The organism is Arenibacter sp. P308M17 (genome assembly GCF_003426735.1).
GTDB lineage: Bacteria > Bacteroidota > Bacteroidia > Flavobacteriales > Flavobacteriaceae > Arenibacter.
In genome coordinates this window covers 920,101-938,727 of sequence record NZ_QVON01000002.1, presented here as the reverse complement: position 1 = coordinate 938,727, position 18,627 = coordinate 920,101, and the positions used below count along the sequence as shown (strand labels likewise).

Below are 18,627 nucleotides of genomic sequence, written 5' to 3'. Positions count from 1 at the left end.
ATGATTTAGAGAGGGCTAAAATACTTTAATATTCCCAATTATAAAAAAGGGATACCAGGTATCTTAACTAAATAGAATAACCCACAAATCTGTATATTATTATATATTGATAAAATTATTAATAATAGGTGTATCTGCGAACCTTCGCAATGTATTTGGCCAGGCGGATTACTTGGTGGGAATATCCAAACTCATTATCATACCAAATGTATAGCACAAGATTCTTTCCATCCTCCGATACAATGGTAGCGGTACTGTCATAAATTGCAGGCGCAGAAGTTCCAATTATGTCCGTTGACACCAATTCATTGCTTAAGGAATATTTTATTTGCTCCACTAAATCGCCTTCCAGGGCATATTTCTTAACAATGGTGTTCAATGCCGCCTTTGAGGTTTTGTTGTTTATCTCTAGATTTAATATGGCCAAGGACCCGTTGGGTACCGGCACCCTTATGGCATTCGATGTTAACTTGCCCATTAGTTGGGGAAGGGCTTTGGCTACTGCTTTTCCAGCTCCCGTTTCGGTGATTACCATATTTAAGGCCGCAGCCCTGCCGCGCCTGTACTTGCTATGCATATTATCTACCAAGTTTTGGTCATTGGTGTAGGCGTGTATGGTTTCAATATGTCCTTTTTTTATTCCCAAAGAGTCATCCACTACTTTCAATATAGGGGTTATGGCGTTTGTGGTACAAGAGGCGGCAGAAAATATTTTAAGGGAGTCGGGATCAAATTCCATATGGTTTACACCATGGACGATATTGGGGATTTCCTTGCCGGGAGCGGTCAGCAGCACCTGACTGCACCCTTTGGAGCTTAAGTGTCTGCCAAGGGCCTCTTTGTCCCTGAAGGCCCCTGTATTGTCTAATACCAAGGCATTGGTAATCCCGTATCGTGTATAGTCTATGTCCTCTGGACTATCGGCCTCGATAAAATGTACTGTTGTGCCATTTATGTACATAGCTTTGTTTTTGAAGTCGACATCCACTGTTCCCATAAATTGCCCATGCACGGAATCTGTCCTTAATAAATTGGCCCTCTTTTCCAAAATTTCCGGAGTAATGGCCCCTCGGGTAACTATTGCCCTAAGCCTTAGTTGGTTTCCTTTACCGGTTTTTGCCATTAATTCCCTGGCCAATAATCTACCTATTCGCCCAAAGCCATACAGCACTACATCCTTTGGAGTTATCCCGTTCCCCGAACCGGCACCTTTTAGCTTGTCCAATACAAAGGCCTTAACATTACCATAATTATTGTCGTCGGAATGATATTCGTAAGTAAGTTTTCCTATATCCAATTTGGAAGGGGGCAAATGAATATCGTTTATGGTTCGCAAGATTTCGACCGAATCAAAAATTGATATTGGTTTTTGGACAAATTCGCCGGCATATTCATGCAGGTTTATAATATCGCTAACATTCCTGTCCATTACCTGATTTTTAAAAAGAACGATTTCAATGGATTTGTCGTACCACAAATCACTTACAATTTTAATGAACTCGGTGGTAGCCTTCCTTCTGTCCGCTTGAAAGGCCAATTCTTTTTCATAAAGTTGAATAGCGCTCATAGGTTGATCTTGTTTTGTTTAATTTTGGACAAAATTATATATTTCAAACGTTTTCGTAAAGGAATATGATATAAAAAAAGCGCCCCTAAAAGAGCGCTCTTGTTTTTGAAATTTGTTTTTTACTGAATTATCAGTCGTTCTTTCTCTCCATTTTTATTCAACATGGTAATACTCGCCCTATCATATCTGGAAATACGGCCAAATTTGGTTTTGGCATCCTGAATATTGTTTATTTCCTCATCCCCAAAGGAGAGCAAAACTTTTCCTTCGAAACCGTAATTCCTATAGGTTTCGGGCACTCCAATAATTTTAACCCCTTTTTTCGTTTTAAAGGCCTTCTTCTCTTCATCGGTCAGGTTTTTAACTTCAAAGCCCAAAACTGGAATAATTATCGTTTGCCTTTCCTTCAGCACAACAGGAAACTCCATCCGCTCATCGTTGCGAAGAACGGTTACCAAAAGCTCGTCACCGGGCCTTTTGGAAGATATATAGCCTATAAGATCTGCGAATTTGTGAATTTCAACATTGTCTATGTTTTTTATAATATCCCCTTCCTTCAAATCCGCGTCAAAAGCACCGGAATCCTCCTCAACACCTGCAATGTAAACCCCATCAATTTCGTTTATTCCATTTTCAATGGCATATGGACTGTTCATGGGAACGGTATTGATACCCAAGATGCCCTTTTGAACGTTGCCATATTCCATAATGTCCTCCACTACTTTTTTTGCAATATTACTGGGTACAGCAAAGGAGTAGCCTACATATGAACCTGTTTGGGAGGTAATGGCCGTGTTGATGCCTATAAGGTCGCCATTGGTGTTAACCAGTGCCCCACCACTGTTCCCCGGATTTACGGCCGCATCGGTCTGAATAAACGACTGATCTAAACTGGCCAATGCCCTGGCCTTGGCACTCACGATCCCCGCCGTAACCGTGGACGTCAAATTAAATGGGTTCCCTACGGCCAAGACCCATTCCCCTACCTTTGTATTGTCCGAGTCCCCAAAGGCGAGATAGGGCAATTGCCTGTCAACATCTATCTTAATAAGGGCAATATCCGAATTTGGGTCGGTACCGATCAGTTCGGCATCGTAGGTTTTATTGTTGTTTAGGGTAACCTGCAGTTGATCGGCATTCGCAATTACGTGGTTATTGGTGACAATATAACCGTCCTGGGAGATGATTACCCCGGAACCGGTTCCCACTTGGGGTGTTGGGCTTCCGCCATATCCGTAGAAAAATTCCATTATACTGGACGGACCTTTGCTGGTGGCTACATTTTTAACGTGTACCACTGCATTCACCGTATTCTGTGCGGCTAAAGTAAAGTCTACCTCGTTAATTCCCGCACCCTTTGCCGAGGTTGGGGTATAGCTGGATGATATCAATTTTGCCCCATTGTTCTCCTGAATAACCGCATAATTTGGTTTCTCTAAAAAAAGTTTGTAAGTACCCAAGGTAATAGCACCTGCAAATACAGAGACCAATAATAAACTTCCAAATTTCTTCATAAAAACATTTTTTAATTTGCTCAAGTAAAATTAACATATTTCTATAGCAATTATTTGCCTTTAACGAGTTTTTAACTGATAATAAAACCTTAATAAAATTATATCTTTGCACAATAAATTACAATATGCTACTGAATTTTTTTAAATATCAAGGAACTGGGAACGACTTTGTAATGATAGATAATCGCGAAGGTTTTTTTCCAAAGGATAACGTGGAACTGGTCTCTTTTTTGTGTAATAGAAGATTCGGCATTGGTGCCGATGGACTCATTTTATTGGAAAATGACAAGGAGAGGGACTTTAAAATGGTCTATTATAATGCCGATGGGAGGCAGGGCACCATGTGCGGCAATGGAGGTAGGTGTATTGTAGCCTTTGCCCATAATTTGGGTATTGTGGGCCAAAATGCATCATTTATGGCAATAGACGGACTCCATAATGCGACCATTGCAAAGGATATGGTCAGTTTGGAGATGCAGGATGTACAGGAAATTAGGCAAAAGGAAAATTCTTTGTTCCTTAATACAGGTTCTCCCCACCATGTGCAGCTGGTAGACGGACTTAAGGATCTTGATGTCCGTAAGGAAGGTGCCAAGCTTCGTTATGGATTGTACGGTGAACAAGGGAGCAATATCAACTTTGTGGACCAGGCCGGGGAGAATACCTTTAATGTAAGGACCTACGAGCGGGGAGTGGAAGATGAAACCTATTCCTGTGGAACCGGGGTAACCGCTGTTGCCCTGGCCATGTACCATTCGGGCAAGACCAATAGGGATTCCGTAAAGATCGTTACCCCAGGGGGTGATCTACAAGTAAAATTCAAGAGCCATGTAAATGGCTATGAACAGATATGGCTGACAGGTTCTGCACTACTGGTTTTTAAAGGGGAAATACATGTTGAGCTTTAAAGGGGAAAGGATTTGCCTTAGGGCCTTGGAGCCCAAAGATTTGGATTTTCTATATAATTTGGAGAACGATCCTGAAATATGGGAAATAAGTGGTACTACTGCCCCTTATTCCAAACATGTAATGCAACTTTACCTGGAAAATGCCCATAGGGACATTTATGAGGTAAAACAATTGCGATTGTGTATTTGCGATTTGAACGGTACGGTTTTGGGTCTAATCGATTTGTTTGATTTTGACCCCAAGAATTTAAGAGTGGGAATGGGAATTATAGTGAACCGGAAGATGTATAGAAATAAAGGAGTGGGTACTGAAGCCATAGGGATGCTTACCAATTATGCCTTTTCCGTGTTGGGTATGAGACAGGTTTATGCAAATGTATTGGAAGAAAATGCGCCCGGCATACACTTGTTTACAAAGCTGGGGTTTAAGAAGGTGGGGATAAAAAAGGATTGGATATATGCCAATGGCACTTTTAAAAATGAAATCTTGTTTCAAAAGATAAATAGCTAATGTACTTAAAGAAAATTTTACTGGTTATCGTTGTTGCCGGAATGTTGGTGGGGGGCGCTTTTGCCTTCATGGTTTATAGGGCCTTCTTTGTGCCCAATACACAGTTCAACAATGAGGTGGCCTATGTGTATATACCTTCCAATTCGGATTTTGAGGAGGTAAAGGTGATTTTGGAACCACTTTTGAAAGATCTGGAAACCTTTGAATCCGCAGCAGATAAAAAAGGTTATAGTGCCAATGTAAAAGCTGGAAAATATGCCGTAAAAAGAGGGATGAACAATAACGATATTGTCAATTCCCTGAGAAGTGGCAATATTCCCGTAAAAGTTGCTTTTAACAACCAGGAGAACCTGAGAGACCTAGCAGGTAGAATATCCCTTCAGATCGAGGCGGATAGTATTGCATTATTGAGTGCCTTTGGGGAGCTGGAATTTCTAAAAGGAAACGGATTTAACGAGAAAACGGCACTTTCCATGTATATTCCCAATAGTTATGAGTTTTTCTGGAATACTTCGGCGGAAGGATTTAGGGAGAGAATGTTGAAGGAATACAAAAGGTTTTGGAACGAAGAACGGCTCGCCAGATCCAAATCTCTGGGCCTGAACCCTTCACAAGTTGCTACATTGGCCTCCATAGTTCATAAGGAGACGGCAAAAGTAGAGGAGCGGCCTAGGGTGGCAGGCGTATACCTAAACCGCATGTCCCAGGGGATGTTGCTACAGGCCGATCCAACTGTAATATATGCGATTAAATTGCATTCGGGCAATTTTGATACCATTATAAAAAGAGTATTATATAAGGATTTGGAATTGGACTCGCCGTATAACACCTATAAATATTCAGGTTTGCCTCCAGGGCCTATTGCTATGCCGGATATTTCGGCCATAGATGCGGTTTTAAATTCAGAAAAGCACGACTATTATTACTTTGTCGCCAATGTGGAAAACTTTGGTTACCATAAGTTTGCAAAGACCTTGGCCCAGCATAACCGTAATAAAGAGCAGTACGTCCGATGGATTAACGGTCAAAAGATAAACCGGTGAACCGATGACCCTTATTTCCGGGTCATTTATCCAATATCTTTAACATTTTGTACAAAGTTACGTTAAAATAGGTCGGTTTTTAAAAATCGGGCCTATCTTTGCAGGGTGAAATTTAAGCAAACCCTATTTTGGTTGTAAGTCTTAAGAAAACAAATATATGAGAAAGTGGACAAGTTATTTGTTCCCCGTTATCATGATTTTTATTCTAATAAGTTATGGGTTTAGGCCAGTTAAAATGGTGGTTCCCGACGCTTTTAGAGTAAATGGACCTACCGAAGTTCTGTTTCCCAAATACAGAACTGTTATGAATGCAACTATGGCTGCACCTCCCTTTTTAGGAACTTCTTACAACGGGTTTAAAGAGGCTTTGGCCTTTAAGGAATCCCAAGGAAATTATTTTACCACCAATGCATTAGGTTATCTGGGAAAGTATCAATTTGGTATAGGAACCCTAGAGCTTCTCGGTGTTTACAACGCTACATTATTTCTTAACGATCCCATACTGCAGGAAAGGGTATTCCATACCAATCTTTCCAGAAATAAATGGATTTTGAGAAGGGATATCAAACGTTTTGTTGGTAAGGTAATCAATGGCCAGGAGATAACCGAATCGGGCATACTGGCGGCTGCACATTTGGCAGGGGCAGGGAACGTAAAAAAGTATTTGAGATCTTATGGTAAATTAAATGTTGATGATGACTTTGGGTCATCCGTTTCATACTATATCAGAAAATTTTCCGGATACGATATTTCCCATGTAACGCCCAAAAAAAATCCTAGAATATAAAAGATTTGTAATTATGAAAATGGAAAGGCCCTAACGTATTGTTAGGGTTTTTTTATGCGTGGATGATAAAGATGGTTGGTCTCTTATGCAGTTCAAGAGGGGCTCTTTGCCAGTCCATCGCTTTTTTGGTGGCGATAAACTCGGTAGACAAAGTTATGTCGCAAGCAATGCAGATCAAGGTTTGCGGTGAAAGTGTCTTTATTAATTCGGACAACAATTTATCGTTTCTATAGGGCGTTTCAATAAAAATCTGCGATTGGTCAAAATCCCTTGAAAGTTTTTCGAGTCTCTTGATGCTTTTTTTTCTCTCCCCGGCTTCGATGGGCAAATATCCGTTAAAAGCAAAACTTTGTCCATTAAGGCCACTGGCCATTAGGGCCAATAAGATAGAGGAGGGGCCTACCAAAGGTACTACCTGTACCCCTTTGATGTGGGCAATTCGTACGATATCCGCACCGGGATCCGCAATTCCCGGGCAACCGGCTTCCGATATTATGCCTACGTTATATCCCTCAAAACACGGATCTAAAAAAGTAGGAAGTATTTCCGGTTCGGTAAACTTGTTAAGTATATTGATATGTAAACCCGGCTGTGACTTTTTGGAACTTATCTTTTTAATAAAGTGCCGGGCCGTTTTTTCATTTTCAACGATGTAATGATCAATTTGTTCAATGGTCCTTTTAATGGATATTGGCAACACTTCCAGGGGCTCGTTATCTCCCAAGGTTGTGGGGATTAAATATAATTTTCCAGTAGTGCCCATTACCTCTTCCATAGGGATTGGATTATTTATGAATTATGTCCTGCACTATAAGGTTGCATGCGGAATCAATTAAATGAAAAATTTCCTCAAATCCATTCTCATCCCCAAAATAGGGGTCCGGAACTTCCTTGTTGGTCAAATTTGCTCTATGTAGCAATAAATTCACCTTGGCAATATCGTTTTTATTCCCTGCCAGGGCAACAATGTTTTCGTAATTACTGTTGTCCATGGCATAAATAAGGTCATATTCGTTAAAATCCTTGGTAGTGAATTGCCTACATTGTTGTTGGCTAATGTCGATACCATATTTTTTGGCTATCGAAATAGATCTGTTATCGGGTTTTTTTCCAATATGATAACTTGCGGTACCCGCAGAATCCACCTGGATAGTATCCCTGTCCAATTTGCTTTTTAGAATTCCCTCTGCCAACGGCGACCTGCATATATTGCCCAAACAGACCATAAGGACTTTGGTTCCCATGACAATCGAGGTATTAAGAAAATTTTTTTGTTAGGTCGTCTATGTATTTTCGAAACTGCTTGTCGGTCTCAGCAAGATTATCTACAGTCTTACATGCATGTAGCACAGTAGCGTGGTCTCTTTTTCCAATTTGGGAGCCGATACTTGCCAATGAGGCTTTGGTGAATTTTTTTGCAAAGAACATGGCCAATTGCCTTGCCTGTACAATATGTCTTTTTCTTGTTTTTGATTGAAGTGTGGCCACATCCATTTCAAAATAATCGGAAACTACCTTTTGGATATAATCTATGGACACTTCCCTTTTGGTATTTTTCACGAATTTTTCTACTACCAATTGGGCCAATTCCAAGGTGACTTCCTTTTTATTGAAGGAAGACTGGGCGATCAATGAAATTATTGCTCCTTCCAATTCCCTGATATTAGTTTTTATGTGCTTGGCCACATAATCTATAATGTCGTCCGGCATTTCCACCCCATCCCGATACAATTTGTTTTTTAAAATAGATATTCTCGTTTCATAGTCGGGTGTTTGGAGCTCTGCGGATAAACCCCATTTAAATCGCGAAAGCAAACGTTGTTCTATGTCCTGCATATCAACTGGGGCTTTGTCCGACGTTAGTATTACCTGTTTGCCGTTTTGGTGCAAATGATTGAAAATATGGAAGAATACGTCCTGAGTCCCTGATTTTCCGGATAAAAATTGCACATCATCAATAATGAGCACATCTATCAACTGATAGAAATGAATAAAATCGTTTCTAGTGTTTTTCTTGACCGACTCAATATATTGTTGGGTAAATTTTTCAGCAGAGATATACAATACGGTCCTTTCTGGGTATTTATCCTTTATTTCCACGCCTATGGCATGGGCCAAATGTGTTTTTCCCAAACCAACACCGCCAAACACCAATAGTGGGTTAAAAGAGGTTCCCCCGGGCTTGTTGGCTACGGCCATACCTGCGGATCTTGCCAGTCTGTTGGAGTCTCCTTCCAAGAAATTATCGAAATTATAGCTAGGGTTTAATTGGGATTCGATCTTTATGTTCCTTATTCCGGGAATTACAAATGGATTTTTTAATTCCGGATTTTTGGATTTTATGGCCACGTCCAATTCCTGCGGTTCTACATGGGACCTATTGGAGCTAGGTATTTTTTCGGTAAAAGGCTCCCGATTGCCATAGGTGTTCTCCATTTTAATGATGTACACCAATTTGGCGGTCTCGCCCAATTCTTTGGTGAGAGCTACTTTTAGCAATTTAACATAGTGCTCTTCCAACCATTCATAAAAAAACTTACTGGGAACTTGAATGCTCAGGGCATTATCGGAAAGCTTGACTGGTTTAATTGGTTCGAACCAAGTTTTGAATGCCTGCGGTTGGATATTGTCTTTTATAAAGCTCAAACAATGGTTCCATACGGACGTTGCAGTAACACTCATTTTTAAAGTTTTCTTTTTTTTTGGTTAGTGTAAATTATGGATGATATTCGGCCAGGTAAAATGGGACTATCAAGTGGGCAAATATGTGAACAAATATTCTAAAAAAAAAATCCAAAGAGGTTGAATTTTCTCTTTTTTTTTCTCATGTTGTACCACGGTATTTCTCCATTTTTAAATATAAAGGTTTTACACGGAATAATATGAATTTTAATGAATTTTCTTTTAGGGTCAGGTATGGGGAAACAGATCAGATGGGCGTAGTTTATCATGGCAATTATGCACAATATTTGGAGATGGGACGGGTAGAATGGTTAAGGTCTATGGGCATTTCCTATAAAAGTATGGAGGAAAACGGAATAATGTTGCCTGTGATCTCTTTAAATATTTTATTTAAGAAGTCGGCCGTTTATGACGATCTTTTAACGGTTACGACCTACCTCCGAAAGCGGCCTATGGTAAGAATAGAATTCGACTATGAGATACGTAATGAGTCCAAAGAATTATTGATAGAGGCAAACACCGTTCTGGCATTTATGGATATGAAATTAAACAAACCAATAAAATGTCCAGATTATATTCTTGATAAGTTAGACATTTAGTTTTTTTATTCTTACGGGATACAAATTGGCAAAAATATTTTCGGTAGAAAGGGCGTCGTTTTTTCTAACGGATATTTCAATGGTGCAGTCCATTTCCATTTTTTGGTTAATAATGTCCATTTGGTGTTGCTTTAAAATCCGCATAACCTTATCCATTTCTGAATATTCAAAACATAATAAATACCTTTGTCGCAAAGTTTTTTCAATTATTTCCGCTGAATCCAGGGCCATATAGGCCGCTGTCCTATAAGCGGATATCAGGCCGCCGACCCCCAGTTTTGTGCCTCCAAAGATGCGGGCTACGGCTACTAGAACGTTGGTAATCCCAAAAGACTGTATTTGGCCATATATGGGCATTCCTGCAGAATTATTGGGCTCGCCATCGTCATTGGCCCTGTAATTGACATCCTCAACCCCTAACTGCCAGGCATAACAAACATGGTTGGCGGTATGGTGTTGTTTTCTAAGTGCATCAATAATAGGTTTTACCTCGTCCTCATGCGATATCGGAAAGGCGTAACCAAAAAACTTGCTCTTGCGTTCTTTGAACAAAATTTCTTCCGAAGGTGCCTTCAAGGTTTTGTAAACGTCCAATTCCATAGGTAAATTAAAAAAAAGCCACTAGAAAAATGCTGATAATGGCCAACGCAATTCCCAACCAATTTTTGATGCTGGGACGTTCATGGAACAGTACTATGCCCAAAAGGGTAGAAAGCATAACTATGGCTACATTATTAATGGTGAAAACGGATGCACTATTCAAGCTTTCGTGCTGCAGTGCGCGCAATAGGTAAAATATTGAAAAATAATTTAGAATGCCCAGGCAAATTCCACCAAGAACGGTCTGTATATGGGGGGGCAACCACTTTTTAAAGGATTTGATCACAATAAAGATTACCCCTGTAGCAGCGGCAGAACCAAAGACCACCGCGGAAAATAAGGGAAACTCCTCCTTGGGAACCAAGGTCTCCTCCAAATACTTGATACTGGTATCGATTATCCCTGAACCTATAAAGACCAAGATGGGCAATACAATGCTATTTTTCTTAAAGGGAATATCCTTTTCCTTTACGGAGGCAAAGTATACGGCAGCCAAGGCCAATAGAATACCAACGGATTTTAAGGTTCCCAATTTTTCATTGTAAACCAGCAAACCAAAAAGGACAGGTATTACCAAGGACATTTTAGTAGCGACGGAAGCTACTGATACTCCGCTTTTTTGTGAAGTGGCCGCCATAAGGTTAAATACAAGGATGAACAATATACCCAAAGCCAAAGTGCCTAGAAACCAAGGTTTCGATGGAATTTGTAAAAGCCCGATCTTTTTCTCGTAAAAAGCCATTCCTACGGCAGAGGCTACCATGTAATTGATGATGATGGCATAAAGCGTTTGTACCTTATAGGTGCCGAACAATTTAAATACCACAAAGATCAGGCTGGAAAATAGTATACTTAATGCCAGATCCAACATAACTAAAGTCTTTCCTTCAAATGAACCACATCTTCCTTGCCAACCATTAGGTTCCAGGTTTTAATGCCCAATTTTTTGGCTGCCCCCGTATTTTCACTGGTGTCATCTATAAAAAGCGTTTCCTGGGGAGTCAATTTATTTTGCTCCAGAACAAATTGGAATATTTCTAGGTCCGGTTTTCTCAATTGAATTTCGTGGGATAAATAAAATTGCTCGAACGAATTCTTAAATCGTCCAAAACTCCCAGTACCCATAATCTTGGTGACATGTGGAATGTGCAGGGCATTGGTGTTGCTAAGAAGGAATAATCTATACTGGCCGTCCTTTGCCAAGTTTTCCAAAAAGCTTAGACGGTATTCCGGAAAATCCAACAGCATGGAGTTCCAAATATCGGTAATGGCTTTGGGACTAAGATGGGGAAAATCGGGCTGTAGTCTTTCCACAAATTCCTTAGGGCCAATTTTACCAACTTCAAAATCCGCGTTAATGCTATGGTATTTGGGCAAGAATTTTTGAATGTCTTTATCTTGCAATGCTCTAAAAATTACCTGTTTATCCAGATTGATAAAAATATCCCCAAAATCGAATACAATGTTTTTAATCATGTTTAAGGAGTGTTAGTATGTCCGATGCTATTTGCGTTTCGCTTTGAAGGTAACCATGTATCTTGGGAGATTCCAAGCCTTCCCCAAAACGGTTTTTACCTTTAAAGATCCTGGCCTCGTCCCATAAATGGGAGTCTATGAAGTTTTGAAGTATTCTGGCACCTCCTTCAATGATGACACTAATTATATGATGCTTATAAAGGATGGCGCAGATTTGGGCCGCCAAATTAGCTTCAAAATCAATGACCTCATATATAATTCCGTGATGTGTTTTTTCAGGTATTTGAGCGGTGATGACTATGGTTTTTGCACTTCCGTCCATAACATGGTGTTGGGGACCTATTTTCAACTCCCGGTCCAGAACAATCCTAATAGGATCCTGCCCTTTCCAATGGCGCACGTTCAATTTAGGGTTGTCTGCCAATACGGTATTGGTTCCGACCAAAATGGCTTGTTCCTGGCTACGCCATTTATGGACAAGTTGTTGGGAATATGTATTGCTGATCCAATATGGTTCGGGATGCTTAAGTCTTTTTAGTTGGTCTGGGGCTATGAAGCCGTCTGCCGTTTCTGCCCATTTCAAAATTATATAGGGTCTTTTTTTGGTATGGGCGGTTAGGAATCGTTTATGGTGTTCCATACATGCAGCTTCCAGGATACCCAGGGTAACATTACAGCCGGCCGCTTTTAATTTTTCAATGCCCTTGCCGGCCACTTTTTCATGCGGATCCAATAATCCAATTACAACATTGGGAATTTGATGTTCAATGATCAGGTCTGCGCAGGGAGGTGTCTTTCCATAATGGGAACATGGTTCCAGGGTAACGTACAAGGTAGCCTTTTTTAAGAGCTGCTTGTCCTTTACGGAGTTTATGGCATTTACTTCGGCATGGGAACCCCCATAGGGACTGGTATGGCCCTCTCCGATGATTTTGGCCCCATGCACAATTACACTGCCCACCATGGGATTGGGAAAGGTGGTTCCCAGCCCATTTTTGGCGAGCTGTATACATCTTGAAATATATTTTTCGTGTATCTTCACTCCGTAAAAATAGAACAATATAAGTAGATTATTGGTAATCCTATGTTAGTCATTGCCATAAGGGAAATTCATCCGAAGAACAATGGGAATGTTGCCAGGTTAACAGGAAAAACGTTAGAGAACCTTGGAGTGCTTAAAGTGGGTACCGCATATGCCGATAAGACCTTGGATGAAATGTTTGCGCAAAATTAAGGAATGCTGTTAAAAGAGATTAAAGACATCTATCACTTAGAACTGGATCCCATTTTTCCAAAAGAAGAGGTGGATAGCTTTTTTTATTTGGTAATTGACCATTATTTGGGTTTGGAGCGATTTGTACTGGCCATGCAACCTAAGCTCATGGTGCCCAAAGAGGAGGAGGAACCCTTGTTCTATGCCTTGAGCCAATTAAAATTGGAACGCCCTATTCAGTATATTCTGGGGAAGGCCCATTTTTGCGAACTTGTGTTCCATGTTAATGAAAACGTTTTAATACCCCGGCCTGAGACGGAGGAATTGGTTTACTGGATTTTAAAGGAGGTTCAAAAAAGAAGTTCCCGGGAAGGGTTAAGGATTTTGGATATCGGTACAGGAAGTGGTTGCATTGCCATCTCCCTTGCCAAAAATTTGCCCAATGCCCAAGTGTATGCCATAGATGTTTCAAAAAAAGCATTGCAGGTGGCGGGGCAGAACGCAATGGATAATGGGGTGGACATCGTCTTTTTGGAAAGGGATATTTTATTTGTTGAGGGTCTTAAGGATAAATTTGATATAATTGTATCCAATCCTCCCTATGTAAGGGAATTGGAAAAATTGGAAATGAAAAATAATGTTGTTGACAACGAACCTGGACTAGCCCTATTTGTTCCCGATCGGGATCCTCTAATTTTTTATAAAAAAATAACCCACCTGGCCTTGGGCCATCTAAAGAAAAATGGGATCTTGTTTTTTGAGATAAACCAATATCTAGGCAAAGAAATGAAACAACTTCTGGAAGCCAATAATTTTTCCGAAATTGAACTCGGAAAGGATATGTATGGAAACGATAGGATGTTAAAAGGGTGTTTAATGTGACAATGTAATAATTGGGGCATATATAAAATCCCCTCTTGAATGAGCCGGCCCCGAATTTTTTTTAGGAGGTTAGGGGTGTGTTTTTAAAACCAGAAAACAGAAACAACATAATCCATAACTTGATAACTCAATAATACGGTAACAGGACAAACAGGAAAAGTAAACAATTAATGACGGACTTTAAATCCAATCCATAGAATGGAAATCAAACAGAAAATAGAAAGCCTTAGAGCAGCACTTCGGCAGCACAATTATAATTATTATGTATTGGACAATGCCACTATTTCCGACTTTGAATTTGATATAAAACTAAAGGAGCTTCAGGATCTTGAGGCAAAACACCCTGAATTTTATGATGCAAGTTCCCCAACCTTGAGGGTAGGGGGGGCAATTACGAAAAATTTTGAAACGGTGGTCCACGAGCATCGCATGTATTCCTTGGACAATTCATACTCTAAAGAAGATCTGGAAGATTGGGAAAAACGCATTCAAAAAATATTGGGGGATGCCCCGGTCGAATTTACTTGTGAACTGAAATATGATGGGGCTTCCATTAGTTTAACCTACGAAAATGGTCGGTTGGTGAGGGGAGTGACCCGTGGGGACGGATTTCAGGGAGATGATGTCACCAATAATATTAAGACGATTAGATCGGTGCCCTTGCAGTTAAATGGGGACTATCCTTCCAAATTTGATATTCGAGGGGAGATCGTACTGCCCTATGAAGGATTTGCCAAAATGAACCAAGAGAGGATAGAGAAGGGTGAAGAACCTTATATGAACCCAAGAAATACAGCTTCCGGCAGTTTAAAATTGCAGGACAGTGCCCTTGTGGCAGAAAGGCCTTTGGATTGTTTACTGTATGGTATGGTAGGGGTGAATTTAGGATTTGAGTCCCAATTCCAAATGTTGGAAAGGGCAAGATATTTGGGATTTAAAGTTCCAAAAGCGGCCAAATTATGTAAAACGACGGACGAAGTTCTTCAATTTATAGATCATTGGGACAAGCATAGGCATGAACTGCCCTATGAGACGGACGGGGTGGTTGTTAAGGTGAATAGTATTCAACATCAGGAAGAATTGGGGTACACTTCCAAATCCCCACGCTGGGCCATGGCTTACAAATTCAAGGCAGAGCAGGTGTCCACAGTTTTAAATGAAATTACATATCAAGTGGGGCGTACTGGGGCCATAACCCCGGTTGCCAATTTGGAGCCGGTGCTCTTGGCGGGTACTACGGTGAAAAGGGCGTCCCTACATAATGCGGACCAAATAGAAAAGCTCGATATTAGGGAAGGCGATACCGTCTTTGTGGAAAAAGGAGGGGAAATAATTCCGAAAATAGTGGGGGTGGATTTCACCAAAAGACCAATCCATTCCCAACCTACCATATATATAGATCATTGTCCGGAGTGCAGTACTCCCTTGGAACGCACCGAGGGGGATGCCAAACATTATTGCCCCAACGAGTATGGTTGTCCCCCTCAGATTACAGGACGAATTCAACATTATATTTCGCGCAAGGCCATGGATATTGAGGGTCTTGGAGGGGAAACGGTTGAACTTCTCTTCAAGGTAGGGCTTATTAATAATTATGCAGACCTTTATTTACTTACCAAAGAGCAATTGATTCCACTAGAACGAATGGCGGAGAAATCGGCCGAAAATCTGGTGAAAGGGGTTGCCGAATCGGTGAAAATTCCTTTCGAAAGGGTGCTTTTTGCCCTTGGGATCAGGTTTGTAGGGGAAACCGTGGCCAAGAAACTGGCAAAGGCCTATAAAAACATAGATGCCCTTATGATAGCTTCGGTAGAGGAATTAATATCGGTCGATGAAATTGGCCAACGTATTGCAGAAAGTGTGGTGTCATTTTTTCGGAACGACATTAATCTTGAAATTATTTCCAGATTAAGGCGATACGGAGTGCAATTTGAAGTCTCCGCCGATAAACTGGAGCATCAGACCAACTTTTTAAAGGGCCAGACTTTCGTGGTATCCGGCGTGTTTGAAAATTTGAGTCGGGACGAACTTAAAAAATTGATCGAGGACAACGGGGGAAAGGTAGGCTCCAATATTTCTTCAAAAACTTCCTATCTTGTGGCGGGAGACAATATGGGTCCCAGCAAAAGGACCAAGGCGGAAAGTCTGGGCGTTCCCATTATTTCGGAGTCCGATTTCTTGAATATGCTATAATTTTGTATCCCGTGAAAAATAAAATGAACAGATCTAGAAGCAAAAACTATGGGCAAATGGGGATAATGGAAATTTATATTAAATTATAATTATGTATACCATACTACTTCTGCTATTCTGTATTGTATTCATAATTGTGGCTTCGACCCGTTTTCAACTTCATCCGTTTTTGGCATTGCTTGCCGCTAGTTTGATATTCGGTATTTTCTCAGGACTCCCTTTGGATGAGCTTATAAGGACCATTAATGATGGTTTTGGAGGTACCATTGGTGGGATAGGCATTATCATTATTGCGGGATTGATCATTGGGACTTTTTTGGAAAAATCGGGCGGAGCCTATACCTTGGCCAACCTTGTCCTAAAGATAATAGGTCCCAAGCGGGTACATATGGCGATGGGTTTTATAGGTTATTTTGTATCCATTCCAGTATTTGCCGATAGTGGCTTTATTATTGTTTCGCCATTGAATAGGGCACTTACCAAAAAGGCAAAATTGTCCTTGGCAGGAACGGCCGTGGCCCTGTCATTGGGCCTAATGGCTTCCCACACCATGGTACCCCCAACTCCGGGACCCATCGCTGCCGCGGGAATCCTGGGTGCCGATCTGGGTCAGGTCATTCTCTTTGGCCTAATGACCAGTATACCCGCATTGTTGGTATGTATATTGTTTGCCAAGAAAATAGGTTCCAAAATTTTCATAGATCCGGCGCCAAAGCTAACGGAGGAGCAGATTAATACACAACTCGAAAACGCGCCATCGGTCTTTAAATCCTTTGTTCCAATAGTCGTTCCCATTCTTCTTATTGTGTTGGGGTCTTTTGCCCAATACCCCACAATGCCTTTTGGGGATGGGACATTTAAGTATGCTATCGGATTTGTGGGCAACCCGGTAGTGGCCCTTTTGATCGGAATGGTACTGTCATTTACTTTGCCCAAGAAATTGGATAAGGAAATGTTGGGCACTTCTGGTTGGATAGGGGAGGCACTTACTTCCGCTGCCATTATTATATTGATAACCGGGGCGGGCGGAGCTTTTGGAAAGGTGCTGCAGACATCGGATATCAGTTCCTTGCTGGAGCAGAACGTATCCAGTGGAAATTTGGGAATATGGCTTCCGTTTCTGATTGCTGCGGGTATTAAGACCGCTCAGGGCTCCTCTACGGTAGCCATAATTACAACGGCTTCCATTATTGCCCCTTTAATGCCGGCAATGGGTTTTGATACAGAGATTTCAAAAGCTTTGGCGGTCATTGCCATTGGGGCCGGTGCATCATTGGTGTCCCATGCCAACGATAGTTTTTTTTGGGTAGTTGCCCAGCTAAGCGATATGAAAGTAAATCAAGGATACAGGACACACAGTTTGGGCACTGCTATTTTGGGCCTTTCCGCTATGATCGTATTAACTATAATCAGTTTAATAATTTAATCTTTTAAGGAATGAAAATATATAAGACCAGCCAAGGGGTTTTGATCGAAAATGACCAAAAATTTTATCTTACCGATAAGGAATGGGATTCCTTTATTACCGATGATGCCGTATACGACAGTACGTTAAGTTTAATTTCCAAGCTTGATCCTATAAAAAACAGTGCTTCCATCATGAACGGAGATTTAATGCCACCAGTGGGACGCCAAGAAATTTGGGCATCCGGAGTAACCTACTATAAGAGTAGGGAGGCCCGTATTGAAGAATCCAAGGATGCCGGTGGGGGCGATTTTTACGACCGTGTCTATAATGCGGAAAGACCTGAACTATTTTTTAAAAGTACGGCCAGTAGGGCAGTGGGGCATAAGCAGGAGGTCCGGACCAGAAAGGATTCCAAATGGAATGTCCCGGAACCGGAATTGACCCTGGTAATAACCCCCAACGCAAAAATAATTGGTTACACCATAGGTAATGATATGAGCTCCAGGGATATTGAAGGGGAAAATCCGTTATATCTTCCACAGGCCAAGAGTTATGACGGGGCAGCTGCTATAGGCCCGTGTATTTGGTTGAGCAAAGAACCTATTTCTATGGACACCAAGATCAAAATTGAAATATTTCGAAACGGAAGTACGGTATTTGAAGGCGAGACCGAGCTAGGCCAAATGAAACGAAAACTTACCGATCTTGTCCACTTTTTATATCGTGAAATGTCCTTTCCATTTGGAAGTCTTTTAATGACGGGAACAGGAGTGGTGCCACCGGATTCCTTTACTTTGGATCATGGGGATGTTATTGACATTACTGTAGATTCTATAGGGACCCTATCCAATACCGTCGCCTAGTGTCCGTTCCAAAAAATATGGAAGAATTTAATGCAACCCTAACACTGGCATCGGCACCAATTTCGTGGTCTGAAGGGTTACGTGCCATGTGGTTTGATGTTAAGGGAGACTGGGAGTCTTCCCACAATATTGCACAGGACCTACATACGGCCAATGGTAGTTGGATACATGCCTATCTTCACCGAAAGGAAGGAGATAGGTTCAATTCAGGATATTGGTATGGAATGGCAGGAAAAAAGTTTCCCGCTATAACCCTTGAAGAGGAACAACGGCAATTAGTGGAGTATTTTCTACTCACCGAGTGAGATGGGAATGCTCCAACCCGTGCCCGTTCGGACCTGCGTCGACATGTTATCATTGGTCGCCTTTTGATGCCTGATG

Annotated in this window: 20 protein-coding genes; 11 read left to right on the top strand and 9 right to left on the bottom strand. The window is 41.2% G+C overall.

What is annotated here, in order from left to right:
* Window positions 1-118 precede the first annotated feature (118 nt).
* Entirely contained in the window at window positions 119-1,567 is a 1,449-nt protein-coding gene (locus D0S24_RS07970) for a glyceraldehyde-3-phosphate dehydrogenase (RefSeq protein ID WP_117019295.1), read from the bottom strand.
* 119 nt (window positions 1,568-1,686) lie between these two features.
* Entirely contained in the window at window positions 1,687-3,081 is a 1,395-nt protein-coding gene (locus tag D0S24_RS07965) for a S1C family serine protease (protein ID WP_117019294.1), read from the bottom strand.
* Window positions 3,082-3,206: 125 nt separating this feature from the next.
* Between D0S24_RS07965 and dapF the strand changes: the two genes are divergently transcribed.
* From dapF to D0S24_RS07945, 4 genes are all read left to right on the top strand, one after another.
* Window positions 3,207-3,989, top strand: coding sequence for a diaminopimelate epimerase (dapF, locus tag D0S24_RS07960; RefSeq protein ID WP_117019293.1), 783 nt, complete (start codon window positions 3,207-3,209; stop codon window positions 3,987-3,989).
* Window positions 3,976-4,500, top strand: coding sequence for a GNAT family N-acetyltransferase (locus D0S24_RS07955; RefSeq protein WP_117019292.1), 525 nt, complete (start codon window positions 3,976-3,978; stop codon window positions 4,498-4,500). The genes dapF and D0S24_RS07955 overlap by 14 nt, the downstream gene beginning before the upstream one ends.
* A complete protein-coding gene (gene mltG / locus D0S24_RS07950; protein WP_117019291.1) occupies window positions 4,500-5,543 on the top strand; it encodes an endolytic transglycosylase MltG in 1,044 nt (347 codons plus the stop codon). Before D0S24_RS07955 ends, mltG begins: the two co-directional genes overlap by 1 nt.
* 157 nt (window positions 5,544-5,700) lie before the next feature.
* On the top strand, window positions 5,701-6,330 hold the full coding sequence (locus D0S24_RS07945) for a hypothetical protein (RefSeq protein WP_117019290.1): 630 nt from the start codon (window positions 5,701-5,703) through the stop codon (window positions 6,328-6,330).
* A gap of 52 nt (window positions 6,331-6,382) precedes the next feature.
* Here D0S24_RS07945 and D0S24_RS07940 read toward each other — a convergent pair whose 3' ends face one another.
* From D0S24_RS07940 to dnaA, 3 genes are read right to left on the bottom strand one after another with little or no spacing between them, the layout of a single operon-like run.
* Entirely contained in the window at window positions 6,383-7,105 is a 723-nt protein-coding gene (locus D0S24_RS07940; RefSeq protein ID WP_117019289.1) for an SAM-dependent methyltransferase, read from the bottom strand.
* 10 nt (window positions 7,106-7,115) lie between these two features.
* Entirely contained in the window at window positions 7,116-7,574 is a 459-nt protein-coding gene (locus D0S24_RS07935; RefSeq protein WP_117019288.1) for a low molecular weight protein-tyrosine-phosphatase, read from the bottom strand.
* 13 nt (window positions 7,575-7,587) lie between these two features.
* Window positions 7,588-9,012: a chromosomal replication initiator protein DnaA gene (dnaA, locus tag D0S24_RS07930; protein WP_117019287.1), complete on the bottom strand. Its 1,425-nt coding sequence runs from the start codon at window positions 9,010-9,012 to the stop codon at window positions 7,588-7,590.
* A gap of 200 nt (window positions 9,013-9,212) precedes the next feature.
* Between dnaA and D0S24_RS07925 the strand changes: the two genes are divergently transcribed.
* Window positions 9,213-9,611 (top strand): thioesterase family protein, encoded by a 399-nt coding sequence (locus tag D0S24_RS07925; RefSeq protein WP_117019286.1) that lies wholly within the window; start codon window positions 9,213-9,215, stop codon window positions 9,609-9,611.
* On the opposite strand, the gene D0S24_RS07920 is transcribed toward D0S24_RS07925, so the two are convergent.
* Genes D0S24_RS07920 through ribD form a run of 4 tightly spaced genes read right to left on the bottom strand, consistent with a single transcriptional unit; the run spans window position 9,600 to window position 12,729 of the window.
* Entirely contained in the window at window positions 9,600-10,211 is a 612-nt protein-coding gene (locus D0S24_RS07920; RefSeq protein WP_117019285.1) for a YigZ family protein, read from the bottom strand. The two genes, D0S24_RS07925 and D0S24_RS07920, sit on opposite strands and share 12 nt — an antisense overlap.
* Before the next feature lie 7 nt (window positions 10,212-10,218).
* A complete protein-coding gene (locus D0S24_RS07915; protein ID WP_117019284.1) occupies window positions 10,219-11,082 on the bottom strand; it encodes a DMT family transporter in 864 nt (287 codons plus the stop codon).
* Window positions 11,083-11,084: 2 nt separating this feature from the next.
* On the bottom strand, window positions 11,085-11,687 hold the full coding sequence (locus D0S24_RS07910) for an HAD family phosphatase (RefSeq protein WP_117019283.1): 603 nt from the start codon (window positions 11,685-11,687) through the stop codon (window positions 11,085-11,087).
* Window positions 11,680-12,729, bottom strand: coding sequence for a bifunctional diaminohydroxyphosphoribosylaminopyrimidine deaminase/5-amino-6-(5-phosphoribosylamino)uracil reductase RibD (gene ribD, locus D0S24_RS07905; RefSeq protein ID WP_117019282.1), 1,050 nt, complete (start codon window positions 12,727-12,729; stop codon window positions 11,680-11,682). Before ribD ends, D0S24_RS07910 begins: the two co-directional genes overlap by 8 nt.
* Window positions 12,730-12,771: 42 nt before the next feature.
* Between ribD and D0S24_RS21055 the strand changes: the two genes are divergently transcribed.
* The 6 genes from D0S24_RS21055 to D0S24_RS07880 all read left to right on the top strand — a co-directional run bounded on the left by D0S24_RS21055 (window position 12,772) and on the right by D0S24_RS07880 (window position 18,551).
* On the top strand, window positions 12,772-12,921 hold the full coding sequence (locus D0S24_RS21055; protein ID WP_181938049.1) for a hypothetical protein: 150 nt from the start codon (window positions 12,772-12,774) through the stop codon (window positions 12,919-12,921).
* A 3-nt stretch (window positions 12,922-12,924) separates the two neighbouring features.
* The gene (prmC, locus tag D0S24_RS07900; protein ID WP_117019281.1) at window positions 12,925-13,782 is read left to right on the top strand and encodes a peptide chain release factor N(5)-glutamine methyltransferase; all 858 of its coding nucleotides are present in this window, start codon (window positions 12,925-12,927) and stop codon (window positions 13,780-13,782) included.
* A 198-nt stretch (window positions 13,783-13,980) separates the two neighbouring features.
* Window positions 13,981-15,975, top strand: coding sequence for an NAD-dependent DNA ligase LigA (ligA, locus tag D0S24_RS07895; RefSeq protein ID WP_117019280.1), 1,995 nt, complete (start codon window positions 13,981-13,983; stop codon window positions 15,973-15,975).
* 91 nt (window positions 15,976-16,066) lie between these two features.
* The gene (locus D0S24_RS07890; RefSeq protein WP_117019279.1) at window positions 16,067-17,401 is read left to right on the top strand and encodes a GntP family permease; all 1,335 of its coding nucleotides are present in this window, start codon (window positions 16,067-16,069) and stop codon (window positions 17,399-17,401) included.
* Between the two features lie 11 nt (window positions 17,402-17,412).
* Window positions 17,413-18,246, top strand: a complete 834-nt coding sequence (locus tag D0S24_RS07885; RefSeq protein WP_117019278.1) for a fumarylacetoacetate hydrolase family protein — start codon at window positions 17,413-17,415, stop codon at window positions 18,244-18,246.
* Between the two features lie 17 nt (window positions 18,247-18,263).
* On the top strand, window positions 18,264-18,551 hold the full coding sequence (locus D0S24_RS07880; protein WP_117019371.1) for a hypothetical protein: 288 nt from the start codon (window positions 18,264-18,266) through the stop codon (window positions 18,549-18,551).
* Window positions 18,552-18,627 lie beyond the last annotated feature (76 nt).